13 protein-coding genes and 1 tRNA gene are annotated in these 14,593 nt (G+C 72.6%); 6 read left to right on the top strand and 8 right to left on the bottom strand.

What is annotated here, in order from left to right; genetic code table 11:
• Positions 1-2 precede the first annotated feature (2 nt).
• The gene (locus CLV72_RS02325; protein WP_106241099.1) at positions 3-1,967 is read left to right on the top strand and encodes a vWA domain-containing protein; all 1,965 of its coding nucleotides are present in this window, start codon (positions 3-5) and stop codon (positions 1,965-1,967) included.
• A 14-nt stretch (positions 1,968-1,981) separates the two neighbouring features.
• Here the strand turns inward: CLV72_RS02325 and CLV72_RS02320 are convergent, their stop codons facing one another.
• Both CLV72_RS02320 and CLV72_RS02315 read right to left on the bottom strand, forming a co-directional pair.
• Positions 1,982-2,788: a GntR family transcriptional regulator gene (locus tag CLV72_RS02320; RefSeq protein ID WP_106238351.1), complete on the bottom strand. Its 807-nt coding sequence runs from the start codon at positions 2,786-2,788 to the stop codon at positions 1,982-1,984.
• A 41-nt stretch (positions 2,789-2,829) separates the two neighbouring features.
• Positions 2,830-3,612 carry a GntR family transcriptional regulator gene (locus CLV72_RS02315; protein ID WP_106238347.1) on the bottom strand — a complete coding sequence of 261 codons (783 nt, stop codon included), beginning with the start codon at positions 3,610-3,612 and terminating at the stop codon, positions 2,830-2,832.
• Positions 3,613-4,062: 450 nt separating this feature from the next.
• Here CLV72_RS02315 and CLV72_RS02310 point away from each other — a divergent pair, with 450 nt between their 5' ends.
• Positions 4,063-4,323, top strand: a complete 261-nt coding sequence (locus tag CLV72_RS02310; protein WP_106238344.1) for a hypothetical protein — start codon at positions 4,063-4,065, stop codon at positions 4,321-4,323.
• Between the two features lie 75 nt (positions 4,324-4,398).
• On the opposite strand, the gene CLV72_RS02305 is transcribed toward CLV72_RS02310, so the two are convergent.
• Complete coding sequence (locus tag CLV72_RS02305; RefSeq protein ID WP_106238340.1) at positions 4,399-5,538, bottom strand: cystathionine gamma-synthase; 1,140 nt, start codon at positions 5,536-5,538, stop codon at positions 4,399-4,401.
• Positions 5,539-5,676: 138 nt separating this feature from the next.
• Between CLV72_RS02305 and CLV72_RS02300 the strand changes: the two genes are divergently transcribed.
• Positions 5,677-6,156 carry a hypothetical protein gene (locus CLV72_RS02300; protein WP_106238337.1) on the top strand — a complete coding sequence of 160 codons (480 nt, stop codon included), beginning with the start codon at positions 5,677-5,679 and terminating at the stop codon, positions 6,154-6,156.
• Here the strand turns inward: CLV72_RS02300 and CLV72_RS02295 are convergent.
• Both CLV72_RS02295 and CLV72_RS02290 read right to left on the bottom strand, forming a co-directional pair.
• Positions 6,153-6,914 carry an acyltransferase gene (locus tag CLV72_RS02295; RefSeq protein WP_425428008.1) on the bottom strand — a complete coding sequence of 254 codons (762 nt, stop codon included), beginning with the start codon at positions 6,912-6,914 and terminating at the stop codon, positions 6,153-6,155. The two genes, CLV72_RS02300 and CLV72_RS02295, sit on opposite strands and share 4 nt — an antisense overlap.
• Positions 6,915-6,977: 63 nt before the next feature.
• Positions 6,978-8,348: a cystathionine beta-synthase gene (locus tag CLV72_RS02290; RefSeq protein ID WP_106238332.1), complete on the bottom strand. Its 1,371-nt coding sequence runs from the start codon at positions 8,346-8,348 to the stop codon at positions 6,978-6,980.
• A 307-nt stretch (positions 8,349-8,655) separates the two neighbouring features.
• Here CLV72_RS02290 and CLV72_RS02285 point away from each other — a divergent pair, with 307 nt between their 5' ends.
• The 3 genes from CLV72_RS02285 (at position 8,656) to CLV72_RS02275 (ending at position 11,509) form a co-directional block, all read left to right on the top strand.
• Positions 8,656-9,681 (top strand): SGNH/GDSL hydrolase family protein, encoded by a 1,026-nt coding sequence (locus CLV72_RS02285; protein WP_245929818.1) that lies wholly within the window; start codon positions 8,656-8,658, stop codon positions 9,679-9,681.
• A gap of 146 nt (positions 9,682-9,827) precedes the next feature.
• Positions 9,828-11,048 carry an acetyl-CoA C-acetyltransferase gene (locus CLV72_RS02280; RefSeq protein WP_106238329.1) on the top strand — a complete coding sequence of 407 codons (1,221 nt, stop codon included), beginning with the start codon at positions 9,828-9,830 and terminating at the stop codon, positions 11,046-11,048.
• 230 nt (positions 11,049-11,278) lie between these two features.
• A complete protein-coding gene (locus CLV72_RS02275) occupies positions 11,279-11,509 on the top strand; it encodes a DUF4287 domain-containing protein (protein WP_106238325.1) in 231 nt (76 codons plus the stop codon).
• 102 nt (positions 11,510-11,611) lie between these two features.
• Here CLV72_RS02275 and CLV72_RS02270 read toward each other — a convergent pair whose 3' ends face one another.
• The 3 genes from CLV72_RS02270 to CLV72_RS02260 all read right to left on the bottom strand — a co-directional run bounded on the left by CLV72_RS02270 (position 11,612) and on the right by CLV72_RS02260 (position 14,588).
• On the bottom strand, positions 11,612-12,490 hold the full coding sequence (locus CLV72_RS02270) for a Bax inhibitor-1/YccA family protein (RefSeq protein WP_106241092.1): 879 nt from the start codon (positions 12,488-12,490) through the stop codon (positions 11,612-11,614).
• A gap of 409 nt (positions 12,491-12,899) precedes the next feature.
• Positions 12,900-12,973, bottom strand: a tRNA-Leu gene (locus CLV72_RS02265).
• 268 nt (positions 12,974-13,241) lie between these two features.
• The gene (locus CLV72_RS02260; protein ID WP_106238322.1) at positions 13,242-14,588 is read right to left on the bottom strand and encodes an NAD(P)/FAD-dependent oxidoreductase; all 1,347 of its coding nucleotides are present in this window, start codon (positions 14,586-14,588) and stop codon (positions 13,242-13,244) included.
• Between the last annotated feature and the right edge of the window lie 5 nt (positions 14,589-14,593).

Here is a 14,593-nt window from a genome sequence, read left to right as displayed (position 1 = left end):
CGATGCGGAACTTCCGGTACGGCCCCTACCGCGACGGCCCCGACCCGCTCGCACCGCCCTACGACGTGCGCGCGGCGGTCGACGCCGTCGGCGACTCCGTGATGTCGGGCAAGGGCACCGCCGAAGCCCTGCGCGAACTGCTGCGCCGCGGCTCGCAGGGCCTGCGCGGCCTCAACGACCTCCTCCGCCAGGTGCGGCGGCGCCGCGAGGAGCTGCGCGGGAGCGGCCGGCTGGACGACGTGCTGGCCGGTGCCCGCGAGCTGCTGGACCGCGCCGTGGAGCAGGAGCGCGACGCGCTGGCCGCCGACCCCGGCGACGACGCCCGGCTGCGCGAGGCCGAGCTGGACTCGCTGCCCGCCGACACCGCGCAGGCGGTGCGGCAGCTGGCCGACTACGGCTGGCGCTCCCCCGAGGCGGCCGCCACCTTCGAGGAGCTGCGCGCGCTGCTGCGCAGCGAGATCCTGGACAGCCGCTTCCAGGGCATGAAGCAGGCGCTGGGCGGCGCCGACCCCGAGGCGATGCGCCGGGTCCGCGAGATGATGGCCGACCTGAACGCGATGCTGGACGCCGACGACCGCGGCGAGCACACCCAGGCCGACTTCGACCGCTTCATGGAGCGCCACGGCGATCTCTTCCCCGACCGGCCGGAGAACCTGGAGGAGCTGGTCGACTCCTTGGCGCGGCGGGCCGCGGCGGCGGGCCGGATGCTGGCCTCCCTCACCCCCGACCAGCGCGCCGAGCTGGAAGCGCTGATGAACGACGCCATGGACCGCGCCGGCCTGGGCCAGGAGCTGTCGGGCCTGTCCGACCGGCTGCGCGCCCGCCGTCCCGACCTGGACTGGTCCAGCGGCGAGCGCTTCACCGGCGAGGGCTCGCTGGGCATGGGCGACGCCACCACCGCCATCGAGGAGCTGGCCGACCTCGCCGAGGTCGAGGGGGCGCTGCGGCAGAACTACCCCGGTGCGCGGCTGGACGACGTCGACCCCGAGGCGGTGCGCCGGGCGCTGGGCCGCTCGGCCGTCGACGACCTCGCCCGGCTGCGCCAGATCGAGCGCGAACTGGAGGAGCAGGGCTACCTGCGCCGCTCCGGCGGCAAGCTGAGCCTCACCCCCAAGGCGGTGCGCCGGATCGGCGAGTCGGCGCTGGGCCGGATGTTCAACGGCTCCACCGCCACCCGGCGCGGCGGCCACGACGACCGCAGGGCCGGCCACTCCGGCGAGCCCACCGGCGCCAGCCGCCCGTGGGAGTTCGGCGACTCCCAGCCCGTCGACGTGGTCCGCACCGTGCGCAACGCGGTGCTGCGCGGCGAGCGGCGCGAGGGCGGTGTGAGCGGCGGAGTGCGGCTGCGGGTCGAGGACTTCGAGGTGGCCGAGACCGAGCGGCGCAGCGGCGCGGCGGTCTGCCTGCTGGTGGACCTCTCGTACTCCATGGCGCTGCGCGGCACCTGGGGGCCGGCCAAGGAGACGGCGCTGGCGCTGCACACCCTGATCACCACCCGGTTCCCGCAGGACGCCGTGGAGATCATCGGCTTCAGCAACTACGCCAGGCCGCTGCCGGCCACGGGCCTGGTCGACCTGGAGTGGGACATGGTGCAGGGCACCAACCTGCACCACGCCCTGCTGATCGCGGGCCGCCATATCGACCGCCACCCGGGCTTCGACCCGATCGTGCTCGTCGTCACCGACGGCGAGCCCACCGCCCACCTGCTGCCCGACGGCCGCTCGTGGTTCGACTGGCCGCCGTCGGAGGAGACCCTGGCGCTGACGCTGGCCGAGGTCGACAAGATGACGCGCCGCAAGGCGGTGATGAACATCTTCATGCTCGCCCCCGACGAGCGGCTGCTGGCCTTCGTGGAGGAGGTGGCCAGGCGCAACGGCGGGCGGGTCTTCTCGCCCGCGTCGGAGAACCTGGGCGAGTACGTGGTCAGCGACTTCCTGCGCTCGCGGCGGGCCAGGAGCGGCGGCTAGCGGACGGCGCCCGGCTAGGTGGCGTGCTCGGTGAAGTCCGACACCTCGCCGGTGAGGTCGTAGAGCAGTTCGTTGCGGTCGGCCGGGAAGATGGTGACGGTCAGCCGGATGGGGCGCCGCGCGGAGTTGGCGGTGCGGGCGTGCACGATGACGGGCACGCCCGGGCCCAGCTCCAGCCGGCGCTGCTCGGCCGGGTTGGGCATCCGGGCGCGGATGGTGTCGGTGTAGCCGACCTGCTCGTGGCCGAGTTCGGCGAGCAGCTTGATGGTGCCCCGGTCGATGTTCACCGGGTTCATCAGCTCGGTGCCCTCGGCGATGTCGGCCGGGTAGAAGGAGTCCTTGAACCACCAGGGCGAGCCGTCGAGGATGTGGATGTGGCGGCGCCGGATGACGGCGGCGCCCACCTCCAGGCCGAGGCGGCGGGCCACCCGCTTGTGCGCGGGCAGCAGCCGGACGTCCAGCTCCTGCCTGACCTGCTCGATGCCCGACTCCTCGCGCAGCCGCTCGGCGTAGTGGCGGACGAAGTGGGCGGCGTCGGGCTGGTAGCCGCTGGGCGAGGCGTCGTAGGTGAGCACCCGCCCCCGGCGCACGTAGGTGCCGCTGCCCTGCCTGCGCTCCAGCAGGCCCTCGTTGACCAGCACCTCGATGGCGTTGCGGATGGTGTTGCGCGAGGCGTCGTACTCGGCGCCCAGCTCCTCCTCGGTGGGCAGCTTCCCGCCGTCGGAGCCGTCGGGTCCGGCGTCCGCCGGCGGGTCGAACTCGCCGCCCTCGATGCGTGTCCGCAGGTGCTCGGTGATCTGCTGCTTCTTCGACGTGATCATGGCTGTCCTCCGCGCCCGCCGCCCCGGCCGGGGCGCGGCTCCTATCGTTCCGAGTCGCCGTCGAGTCCGGCGAAGTACGCGCTGACGTCGTTGACCTCGTACTGGAAGCGGGCCAGGTCGCCGGCGAAGACCGTCCAGGTGACCCGGATGGGACGGGTGGCGGAGTAGGCGGTGCGGTAGCACTCCACCACCGGTACGCCGGGGCTGAGTTCGAGTTCGCGCGACTCGTCGGGGGTGGGCATCCGGGCGGCCAGTTCGTCGACGTAGCCGACCTGCTCGTGGCCGTGCTCGGCGAGCACCCGGATGGCGCCCCGCTCGATGCCCTTCGGGCTCAGCAGCTCGGTGCCCTGGGCGATGTCCTGCGGATAGTACGAGAAGACGATCGAGACGGGCTGGTCGTCGATCTTGCGCAGCATCCGCCGCACCACCACGGTGGCGTCGGTGGCGATCCGCAGCCGCGCCGCCACCATCGGGCCGGTGATCTCCAGGCCCACCTCGGGCTGCTGCTCGGCCCGCCGACCCTGCTCGGCGACGGCCAGCGCGAAGGCGTCGATCGGCGGGCCGTCCAGGCGCAAACGCTCGCGCGACTGGTGGTAGGTGAAGGCCAGCCGCTCCTTGACGTAGGTGCCGCGGCCGGGCCGGCTCACCACCAGCCCCTCGTTGACCAGCTCGGCGACGGCCAGCCGCACCGTGCTGCGGGAGGTGTCGTAGGTGCGCTGCAGCTCCTGCTCGGTGGGCAGTCTGCTGCCGGGGGCGAGCGTGCCGTCGGCGATGCGGTCGCGCAGATCGCCGGCGATCTTGCGGAACCTGCTGCTGTAGGCCACCGCGAGTCAACTCCTAGTGATTCGCCATTGAACACACCGTGACGACGCCGAGGGCACTCAGCGATATCTCAGCAAAATTGTACCAACAAGCCGGACCATGCCTATTGACGACCCGGTTGAGACTCCGTCATTATGGCCGTAGAAATAGGTTGGTACAAGTCGAACCGTCAGATCAAGGCCAATCGTTACACCGGTACCCCACATGCCTGCGATACCCGCCATACCTGCCAACGGCGGATCCGGTCGGGGCACCCGGCGCCCCCACGGCGCCCGAACCGCGGTAAGGAGCGAAGTACCTGCTTAAACGGAGGTAGCCCCCATGATCGGAGCAGTCATCGCCGTCGGGATGGTCCTGTTCGCCGCCGGAGTCGGACTGGGTGCCTTCGTCCTGATGTCGCTAGCGAATCGGAGCAAGTCCAAGGACTGACACAAGCCCATTTGGAGGAAGCCATGTTCGGTTACGTCGTGATCGCCCTCGCGGTCGTGCTGGCCGGCGCCGGCCTCGGCGTCGTCTTCTTCGCCTCGATCGCCATCCACCTCGACGACCGCGACCGCCAGCGCCTGGGCAGCCGCCCCGGCAGCCTGGTCTCGGCCAGCCGCCGCCTGACCGGCCTGTACGTCGGCGGCGCCCCCGGCGCCCCCCGCGCGGTGCCCGCCCCCCGCACCGCCGCGGACGACGCCGTCACCGAGCGCGAGCCCGCGCTGCACTAGCCGCCCCACGGCCCCGACCGCGCGGACAGTCCCCTCCGCGCACGCGAATCGGCCAGTGACCTCGTAGCGCGACCGTCAGCCCAGCGCCTGGCGCAGGTCCGCTACCAGGTCGTCGGCCGACTCGATGCCCACCGACAGGCGCACCAGGTCGCCCGGAACCTCCAGCGGCGAGCCCGCCGCCGAGGCGTGCGTCATCCGGCCGGGGTGCTCGATCAGCGATTCCACGCCGCCCAGCGACTCCCCGAGGGTGAACAGCCGGGTGCGGGCGCACAGCTCGACCGCCGCCTGCTCGCCGTCGCGCATCCGGAACGACACCATGCCGCCGAAGGCGCGCATCTGCTTGGCCGCCACGTCGTGGCCCGGGTGGCCGGGCAGCCCCGGGTACAGCACCGAGCCCACCTTCGGGTGCTCGGCCAGCAGCCGCACCACCTGCTCGGCATTGGCGCAGTGGCGGTCCATCCGGACCGCGAGGGTCTTGGCGCCGCGCAGGGTGAGCCAGGCGTCGAACGGCCCGGCCACGCCCCCCATGGCGTTCTGGTGGTAGGCCAGCCGGTCGCCCAGCTCGGGATCGGCCACCACCAGCGCACCGCCGACCACGTCGGAGTGGCCGCCGATGTACTTGGTGGTGGAGTGCACCACCGCGTCGGCACCGAGCGCCAGCGGCTGCTGGAGGTACGGCGAGGCGAAGGTGTTGTCGACCACCAGCAGCGCGCCGCCGTCATGGGCCACCCCGGCCAGCGCCGCGATGTCGGCGATGTTCAGCAGCGGGTTGGTGGGCGTCTCCACCCACACCGCGACGGTCTCGGACCGCATGGCCGCCCGCACCGCCTCGGGGTCGGCCGGGACCGCGTCCCAGGCCACCCCCCACTCCGCCAGCACCCGCGCGAACAGCCGGAAGGTGCCGCCGTAGGCGTCGTCGGGGATCAGCACATGCGAGCCGGGCCGCGCGATGGTGCGCATCAGGGTGTCCTCGGCCGCCATGCCGGAGGCGAAGGCCAGCCCGCGCGCCCCGCCTTCGAGCGCCCGCAGGCACTCCTCCAGCGCACTGCGCGTGGGGTTCGCGCTGCGGCTGTACTCGTAGCCCGACCGCAGCCCGCCGACCCCGTCCTGCGCGTAGGTGGACACCTGGTAGATCGGCACCACCACCGCGCCGGTGGTCGGATCGGGCTCCTGGCCCGCGTGGATCGCCAGCGTCTCGAAGCCGTCCGCACTCATGCGCCCGACCCTACCGGGAGCACCGCCCGCGCCGGTCACCCGTCCGCAGCCGGGCGATTCCCGGCGGCCCGGCGTGCCTCCGGCCGCCGATGGGTACGCTGCCGCCGGGACGCGGCGGCCGTGGGTGAAGGAGTGGGCGTGACGCGAATCGGGATCACCGGGCATTCCAACCTGTCCGCGGAGACGGTGGGGCTGGTGCGGGCGGCGCTGGGTGACGCGCTGGCGCCGTACGCGGGCGGGGAGCTGGTGGGGCTGTCGTGCCTGGCTCGCGGGGCCGATCAGCTGTTCGCCGAGGTGGTGCTGGCGGCGGGCGGGCGGCTCGAGGTGGTGCTGCCGTCCGCCGACTACCGCGAGGCGAAGGTGAAGGCCGCCGACCGGGAGCAGTTCGACCGGCTGCTGGTGCGGGCGCACCAGGTGCGCTATATGCCGCACCTCACGGCGGGGCGGGCCGCCTACGAGGACGCCAACGAGGCGGTCCTCAACGGGATCGACCGGCTGTTCGCGGTCTGGGACGGGCGGCCGTCCGGCGGGGGCGGCACCGGCGACGCCGTCGAGCGCGCCCGCAAGCGCGAGGTGCCCGTCGACGTGATCTGGCCGCAGGGCGCGCGGCGGGTCTAGTCGCCCTCGGGCGGCTCGCCGCCCGGGACGCCGTCGACCAGCTCCTGTTCGGCGGCCAGCGCCGCGACGGGCGGACCCGCCGGGTCCTGGGCGCGCAGCGCCTGCGGGCCGCGCAGCGGGGGCTGCCAGCCGGTGCCGGGCTCGTAGCGGCGGACGACGCGGGCGGGCACCCCGGCCAGCACGCAGTGGTCGCCGTAGACGCCGCGCACCACCGAACCGGCCGCCACCACGCAGTTGCGGCCCAGCACGGTGCCGGGCAGGATCACGGCGTTGGCGCCGATCCAGCTGCCCGAGCCGATCCGTACCGGCTCGTTGACCGGCCACTGCTTGCCGATGGGGGTGTCGGGATCGACATAGGCGTGGTTCTGGTCGGTGATGTAGATGTAGGGCCCGGTGTAGACGTTCTCGCCGATCTCGATGGACTCGTGCGCCACGATGTGCGAGCCGCGGCCGATGGTGCTGCCGTCGGCGATCCGCAGCAGCGGCTCGGGGCCGAGGTCCAGGCCGGGCACCATCCCGGCCGACAGGGTCGCCTCGGCGCCGATCATCACGCTCGAGCCCAGCGCGATCCAGCGCTCGCCGAAGAGGGTGCCGTACGGGAAGGCGATCGAGCTGTGCTCGCCGAACGCCCCGAACGCGCGCCCCTGCGAGGTCTGCGCGGTGATGTGGCCGTGCAGCCGCCCCCACATCCAGGCCCGGCGCAGCCAGGCCCGGCCGAGGCGGCGCAGCGCGTCCCTCGGCCAATCACGTCGTGCCATGGACGCCAACGATAATGCGGCCGACCGAGCGCTCGGTCGGCCGCGTCCGGCCGTCCGCGCCCCTCAGCCGCGGCTGAGGAAGCTGAGCACGTCCTGGCGGGTGACCACCCCGGCCGGCTTGCCGTCGACCACCACGATCGCCGCCCCCGCGTGCTGGAGCAGGGTGACGGCCCGGCTCACCGGCTCGCCCGAGCCGACATTGGGCAGCGGGCGGCCCATGTGGTGCTCGACGGGGTCGTCGAGCTGGGCCCGGCCGTTGAACAGGGCGTCGAGCAGGTCGCGCTCGGCGATGGCGCCGACCACCTCCGCGGCCATCACCGGCGGCTCCTCCTTCATCACCGGCAGCTGCGACACGTTGTACTCGCGCATGATCGCGATCACGGTGCCGACGGTCTCGTGCGGGTGGGTGTGCACGAACTCCGGCAGCTGCGGGCCCTTGCCCGCCAGCACGTCGGCCACCCGCGGCTCGCCGGTCTCGGTGCTGAGGAAGCCGAAGTCGCCCATCCACTCGTCGTTGAAGATCTTGCCGAGGTAGCCGCGGCCGCCGTCGGGGAGCAGCACCACGATCACGTCGTCGGGCCCGGCCCGCTCGGCCACCCGCAGCGCCGCCACCACCGCGAGCCCGCAGGACCCGCCGACCAGCAGCGACTCCTCGCGGGCCAGCCGCCGGGTCATCAGGAAGGAGTCCTTGTCGCTGACCGCGATGACCTCGTCGCAGATGGAGGTGTCGTAGGTGGCGGGCCAGATGTCCTCGCCGACGCCCTCGACCAGGTAGGGGCGCCCGCTGCCGCCGGAGTAGACCGAGCCCTCGGGGTCGGCCCCGATGATCTTGACTCGGCCGCCGGAGACCTCCTTGAGGTACTTCCCGGCCCCGCTGATCGTGCCGCCGGTGCCGATTCCGGCCACGAAGTGGGTGACCTTGCCCTCGGTCTGCTCCCAGACCTCGGGGCCGGTGGAGTGGTAGTGCGAGGCGGGGTTCTCGGGGTTGCTGTACTGGTCGGGCTTCCAGGCGCCCGGGATCTCCTTGGCCAGCCGGTCGGAGACGGAGTAGTAGGACTCGGGGTGCTCGGGCGCGACGGTGGTCGGGCAGACCACCACCTCGGCACCGTAGGCGCGCAGCACGCTCAGCTTGTCCGCGCCGACCTTGTCGGGGCAGACGAAGACGCAGCGGTAGCCCTTCTCCGCCGCCACGATGGCCAGCCCCACACCGGTGTTGCCCGAGGTGGGCTCCACGATGGTGCCGCCGGGGCGGAGCCGTCCCGACGCCTCGGCCGCCTCCACCATGCGCAGCGCGATGCGGTCCTTCACCGAGCCGCCGGGGTTGAAGTACTCCACCTTGGCCAGCACGGTCGGGCGCGGGCCCGCGACCACTTTGCGCAGCCGGACCAGCGGGGTGTCGCCGACCAGCTCGATCAGGGAGTCGTACACGCGCACGCGCAACCGCCTTCACATCCGTTCACCGGGGCGGCGCGGATCGGCGCGCCCTGCCCCCTGCCCCTGCTCCACCACTATGCCCCACGGCGGCCGGCGGCCAGGCGCACTCGCCGACGTCGGGCGGGACGCCGCGCCCAGCCGTTCGGGCCGGTCGCGGCGACGTGACGGAACCTACCTGCCCCGGCCCGCGGCACGCCAGCCCGGGCCCGGCACCGGACGTGAGCGGGGCGGATCGCCTAATCTGGTCAGAGCGTGCCGCAGCCGGGCGCAACGGGGACGCTCCGGGCGCGGCCTTCGAGTCGAGGGGGTGCTCACCGCAGTGGTGTTCCGTGCTGCGCGGGTGCGCCGGATCGCGACCGCGACGGCCTTCGGCGGGGGCGGCCTGACCCTGCTCGGCGCGGCCACCGTGGGCCTGCTGTTCGTCCAGGCGCTGGTGGCCAGGCGCACGATCGGCCTGCCGACCGAGTCCCCGCCCCCGGCCGACGGGCTGTACGGCGCCGGCGGCGGCCCCGAGATCTCCATGGTGATGATGGGCGACTCCATCGCGGCCGGCCTCGGCGTCGACGACGGCGTGCGCACCCCGGCCGGGCTGATCGCCGGGGGGCTGGCGGCGGTGGCCGAGCGCCCGGTGCGGCTCACCAGCCTCGCCGTGGTGGGCGCGGAGTCCAAGGACCTCCCCGCCCAGCTCAGCACCGCGCTGGAGCTGCGCCCCGACCTCGCCGTCATCTTCATCGGCGGCAACGACGTCACCCACCTCACCCGCCCGGCCGACTCCGTGCGCTACCTGGAGACCGCCGTGCGCGAGCTGCGCGCCGCGGGCTGCACGGTGGTGGTCGGCACCTGCCCCGACCTCGGCACCATCGAGCCGCTGGGCCAGCCGCTGCGCTCGCTGGCGCGGCGCGCCTCCCGGCAGCTGGCCGCCGTCCAGACGGTCGCGGTGGTGGAGGCGGGCGGCCGCACGGTCTCGCTGGCCGACCTGCTCAGCGCCGACTTCTCCGCCAATCCCAAGATCATGTTCGGCCCCGACCGCTTCCACCCCTCGGCGCGCGGCTACGCCCAGGCGGCCGCCGCCGTCCTGCCCTCGGTCTGCTCGGCGCTGGGCTACGGCCCCGAGTTCGACGCGCTTCCCGACGTCCGCGAGGACGGCGGCGCGCTGCCGGTCTCGGTCGCGGCCGTCGAGGCGGCCGAGGAGGCCGGTGCCGAGGTCTCCGGCGCCTCGGTGGCCGGGCGCGACCGCGGCCCGCGGGGCCGCTGGGCCACCCTGATGCGGCGGCGCCGGGCGCCCGCCGGGCCGCGCGAGGGCGATCCGGAGACGAGCCGCAGCCCGTCCTGACGGCCCCGGTCTCGGCGTCCGGGAGCGCGACGCGCTACCGTTCAGAGACGAAGCGACTCGCGGGTAACATCCGGCGCGCCGGAAGCGCCCGCCCGCCGCTGCCGGCCGGGCCGCCGCCGGGCCCGGGTGCTGATCAGGGAGACGCCATGCCAGAAGCCGTCATCGTCGCCACCGCCCGGTCCCCCATCGGACGGGCCTTCAAGGGATCGCTCAAGGAAATCCGGCCCGACGACCTCACCGTGCAGGTGATCCAGGCCGCGCTGGCCAAGGTGCCGCAGCTCGACCCGGCCGACATCGAGGACCTGCTGCTGGGCTGCGGCCTGCCCGGTGGCGAGCAGGGCTTCAACCTGGCCCGCGTCGTCGCGGTCAAGCTGGGCCTGGACACGCTGCCCGGCGCCACCGTCACCCGTTACTGCTCCTCGTCACTGCAGACCACCCGGATGGCCTTCCACGCCATCAAGGCGGGCGAGGGCGACGTGTTCGTCTCCGCCGGCGTGGAGATGGTCAGCCGCTTCACCAAGGGCAACAGCGACTCCCTGCCCGACACCAAGGACCCCGCCTTCACCGAGGCCGAATCGCGCACGGCCAAGCGGGCCGAGGGCGGCGCCGCCGCCTGGCGCGACCCGCGCGAGGACGGCGAACTGCCCGACGTCTACATCGCGATGGGGCAGACCGCCGAGAACGTGGTGCAGCTGCGCGGGCTGAGCCGCCGCGAGCAGGACGAATTCGGCGTCCGGTCCCAGAACCTCGCCGAGCAGGCCCTGGACAACGGCTTCTGGGCCGGCGACATCACCCCCGTCACCCTGCCCGACGGCACCGTGGTGAGCGCCGACGACGGCCCCAGGCGCGGCACCACCTACGAGGTGGTCTCCCAGCTGCAGCCGGTCTTCCGTCCCGACGGCACGGTCACCGCGGGCAACAGCTGCCCGCTGAACGACGGCGCCGCCGCCGTGGTGGTGATGAGCGACACCAAGGCGGCCGAGCTGGGCATCACCCCGCTGGCCCGGATCGTCTCCACCGGCGTGGGCGCGCTCTCGCCGGAGATCATGGGGCTGGGGCCGGTGGAGGCGTCGCGGCGGGCGCTGCGGCGGGCCGGCCTGACCATGGAGGACATCGACCTGGTGGAGATCAACGAGGCCTTCGCGGCGCAGGTGATCCCGTCCGCGCGCGATCTCGGCATCGACTTCGACCGGCTGAACGTCAACGGCGGCGCCATCGCGGTGGGCCACCCCTTCGGCATGACCGGCGCCCGGATCACCACCACGCTGCTGAACAGCCTCGCCTTCCACGACAAGACCCTCGGCCTGGAGACCATGTGCGTGGGCGGCGGCCAGGGCATGGCCGCGGTCTTCGAACGGCTGAGCTGAGAACTCGCGGCGGGAGAGCGGGGCGGTCCGGGACCGGCGCGCCGCCGCCGGAGCAGCGATCGGTAACGGTCGGACCGGCGGAGGTAAATTAATTCATTCGTTTCCAGGTATTGCCCTCAGCGTCATCCTGATGCACCCTCGGGTGCAAGGTGATCCGGCCTGACCGGGTCGGATCCGCTGCCGGTCCCCGCGGGCCGCAGCGAGCCCGACATCGCGGAGGTGCCTCGCCTATGTCCCTGAACCACTCGCCGGAGACTCATTCCAAGCTGATCAACCGCATTCCGACCGTAACCGGACGCGACCTCCCCGAGTGGTTCGGCCGCATTGAGCAGGGACCCGCGTTCCTGCGCTGTGCGGAACGCACCAGCTGGCTGGCTGACGAGTACAGCCTCTCCCACGGATACGCCCGCGCCATCGTGCGCGAGTACGAGATGCGCCGCAAGGGCCGCCTGCGGGTCTGAGCCCGGCGCCGCACCGCACATGACGAAGCCGGCCCGTTCGGATGCCGATGAGGCACCCGATCGGGCCGGCTTCGCCGTGCCGTCGGCTGGGCCGCCGGAGGGTCAGTCGCCGCCCTGGAAGTACGAGAGCAGGCGCAGCACCTCCAGGTAGATCCAGACCAGGGTGAGGGTCAGGCCCAGCGCGCACTTCCAGGCGAAGTTGCGCGGCGCGCCGTAGTTCACGCCGTCCTCGATGTCCTTGAAGTCGAGGCAGAGGAAGAAGCAGCCGATCAGGATCATCACGATCGAGAAGATCCAGCCGAGCGGGCTGTCGGTGCGCAGGCCCAGGCCGCCGGGGACGAAGAAGCCCACCAGCAGGTTGACCAGCACCAGCGCGAGCGCGCCCACCGCGGCGCCGATGACCACCTTGGTGAACATCGGGGTGACGCGGATGACCCGGAAGCTGTAGAGCGCCAGCATCGCGCCGAAGGCGAAGATGGTGCCGAGCACGGCCTGGGTGACGATGCCGTTGAAGACGCTGTTGAACAGCAGGCTGATCACGCCGAGCGCGGTGCCCTGGAAGGCGGCGTACAGCAGGGTCAGCACCGGGCTGGGCTGCGACTTGAACGAGGCCCACAGGCCGAACACCAGACCGCCGATGGCGCCGACGATCATGAGCATGGTGCCGAGGCCCGGGTTCAGCTGCGTGGCCATCCAGCCGAAGGCCGCGCCGAGCACCAGGACGCCGAGCGTGATGAAGCTCTTCACCACGACGTCGTCATAGGTCAGCGTGCGGCCGGTCTGGGTGGGGTGCGCGGGACCGTACCCGGGCGGCATCGGCTGCCCGTAGCCCGGCTGCGTCTGGGGGTACGGCTGGCCGTACCCCTGCTGGGGGTACTGCTGGCCATAGGCAGGCCGGTTGTACATGTCGTTGAGCTGCTGGTGGGACGGCGCGGCGCCGGCACCGAACCCCCGCTTAAGGATGGGGTTCCTACTCCTCATGATGGCCAAGCCTTTCGGGGCGGACACGTCTGCGATCAACTAACGACCGAGTACAAGGCTAAAGTTCCCTGCCGCCCCCAACTCCACCACAACCTCCCCCGCCCAGCAAAGCCACGCCACATACCAACCCGGTCACACGCCGGAACCGGCCCGCACCCCACCCCGCCCAGGTCAACCCCGCGAACTCCGACCGCACCCGTGAGGGGCGAAGCCCCAACCAACCACCGCGAACCCGAACCGCACCCGCAAGGACCGAGGACGCACCGCACGCCGTGGGGGTCGGGGGGCGTGGGGGGCGAAGCCCCCCACATCGGGGGGTTCCGGGGGGTCGCCCCCCCGGGAGATATGCGAACCGAGCCAGGCGAAGGGGCCCGCCAGGGCCACAAGCACACCTCCCCCGAGGTTCGCGTGCCCTCGGTCGGATTCGAACCGACACTCATGACCCTTTTAGGGGGCCTGCCTCTACCGTTGGGCTACGAGGGCGAGGACATAATACCCGCAGCTCAAGTACATCAGGCGAATCAGCGGAGAGCGCCACAAAGGGGAAAATCAATTTGACGCGCGGCGTACGGGGCATTTCCGCACTTCGCGCCGGAGTGCGGAGAATGCCGCGGCGCTTTGCGATGATCGTCCGCCTTCCTCAATTCTCACCAGCGGGCCAGAACGTTGTATCCGTCGTTCGCCCGGCTGGCGGTGGCCGGGACGCTATGGTATCGAGCGGACGCGTGCGGCGCCCCGGCCACGCCGGTGATCAGCTGACGCGTCGCAGCCGGCCGTCTTCGAATTGCGGGTTGGCGGCCATCTCGAACGGCAGTCGCGGCTGTTCCAGTCCGCCGAGGGAGACGAATTCGCGGCGGAAGAAGAGCGAGAGCGTCCAGTCTGCCATCACCCGGGTCTTGCGGTTGACGGTGGGCACCCGCGACAGGTGGTAGGTGCGGTGCAGGAACCACGCCAGCACGCCGCGCACTTTCACGCCGTAGACGTTGGCGACGCCCATGTGCAGTCCGAGCCCGGCCACCGAGCCGACGTAGGCGTGGCGGTAGGGCTTGGGCTCCTTGCCGCGGAGCCGGGCGACGATGTTGTCGCCGAGCACCTTGGTCTGCCGGACGGCGTGCTGGGCGTTGGGCGCGCAGAATTCGCCGGGGGCGGTGAGGTCGGGGACGGCGGCGTTGTCGCCGGCGGCGTAGGCGTCGTCGTGGCCGGCGACGCGCAGGTACTCGTCGGCGACGACGCGGCCCTTGCCGTCGGTGGGCAGGTCGCTGGCGGCGACGACCGGGCTGGGCTTGACTCCGGCGGTCCACACCAGGGTGCCGGCGTCGAAGGCGGTGCCGTCGCTGAGCCGGATGTGCTGGTCGACGGCGGATTCGAGCCGGGTGCCGAGCCGGATCTCCACGCCGCGGCCGCGCAGCTGGTCCAGTGCCCAGCGGCCCATCTCGGGGCCGACCTCGGGCAGGATGCGGTCGCTGGCCTCGACCAGGTGGAAGCGCAGGTCCTCGGGCCGGATGCTGGGGTAGAGCGCGCAGGCGTCGCGGGCCATGTCCTCCAGTTCGGCGATGGCCTCGACTCCGGCGAAGCCGGCGCCGACGAAGACGAAGGTGAGCGCCTTGCGGCGTTCGTCGGCGTCGGTGGTGGAGTCGGCGGTGTCGAGCTGCTGGAGCACATGGTTGCGCAGGTGGATGGCCTCGCCGACGGTCTTGAAGCCGATGCCCCACTCGGCCAGGCCGGGGACGGGGAGGGTGCGCGAGACCGAGCCGGCCGCCATCACCAGCACGTCGTAGCCGATCTCGCGGTTGGGTCCGGCGTTGGGTTCGAACTCGACGGTGCGGGCGGCGTGGTCGATGCGCACGGCCCGGCCGTTGAGGACCTCCACCCGCCTTAAGACCCTGCGCAGCGGCACCACGACGTGGCGGGGCGAGAGGTTGCCGGCGGCGGCCTCAGGCAGGAACGGCTGGTAGGTCATGTACGACTGCGGGTCGATCACGGTGATCGCGGCTTCGTCCCTGCGGAGCCGGCGCTGCAGCCGCAGCGCGGTGTAGAGGCCGACGTAGCCTCCGCCGACGATGAGGATCCTGGGGACCTTGGTGACGGTCTTCGACACGGGAC

Origin of the sequence: Allonocardiopsis opalescens, from assembly GCF_003002095.1 — a bacterium.
Taxonomy (GTDB): Bacteria; Actinomycetota; Actinomycetes; order Streptosporangiales; family Streptosporangiaceae; genus Allonocardiopsis; species Allonocardiopsis opalescens.
This window is presented reverse-complemented; position numbering and strand designations above follow the sequence as displayed.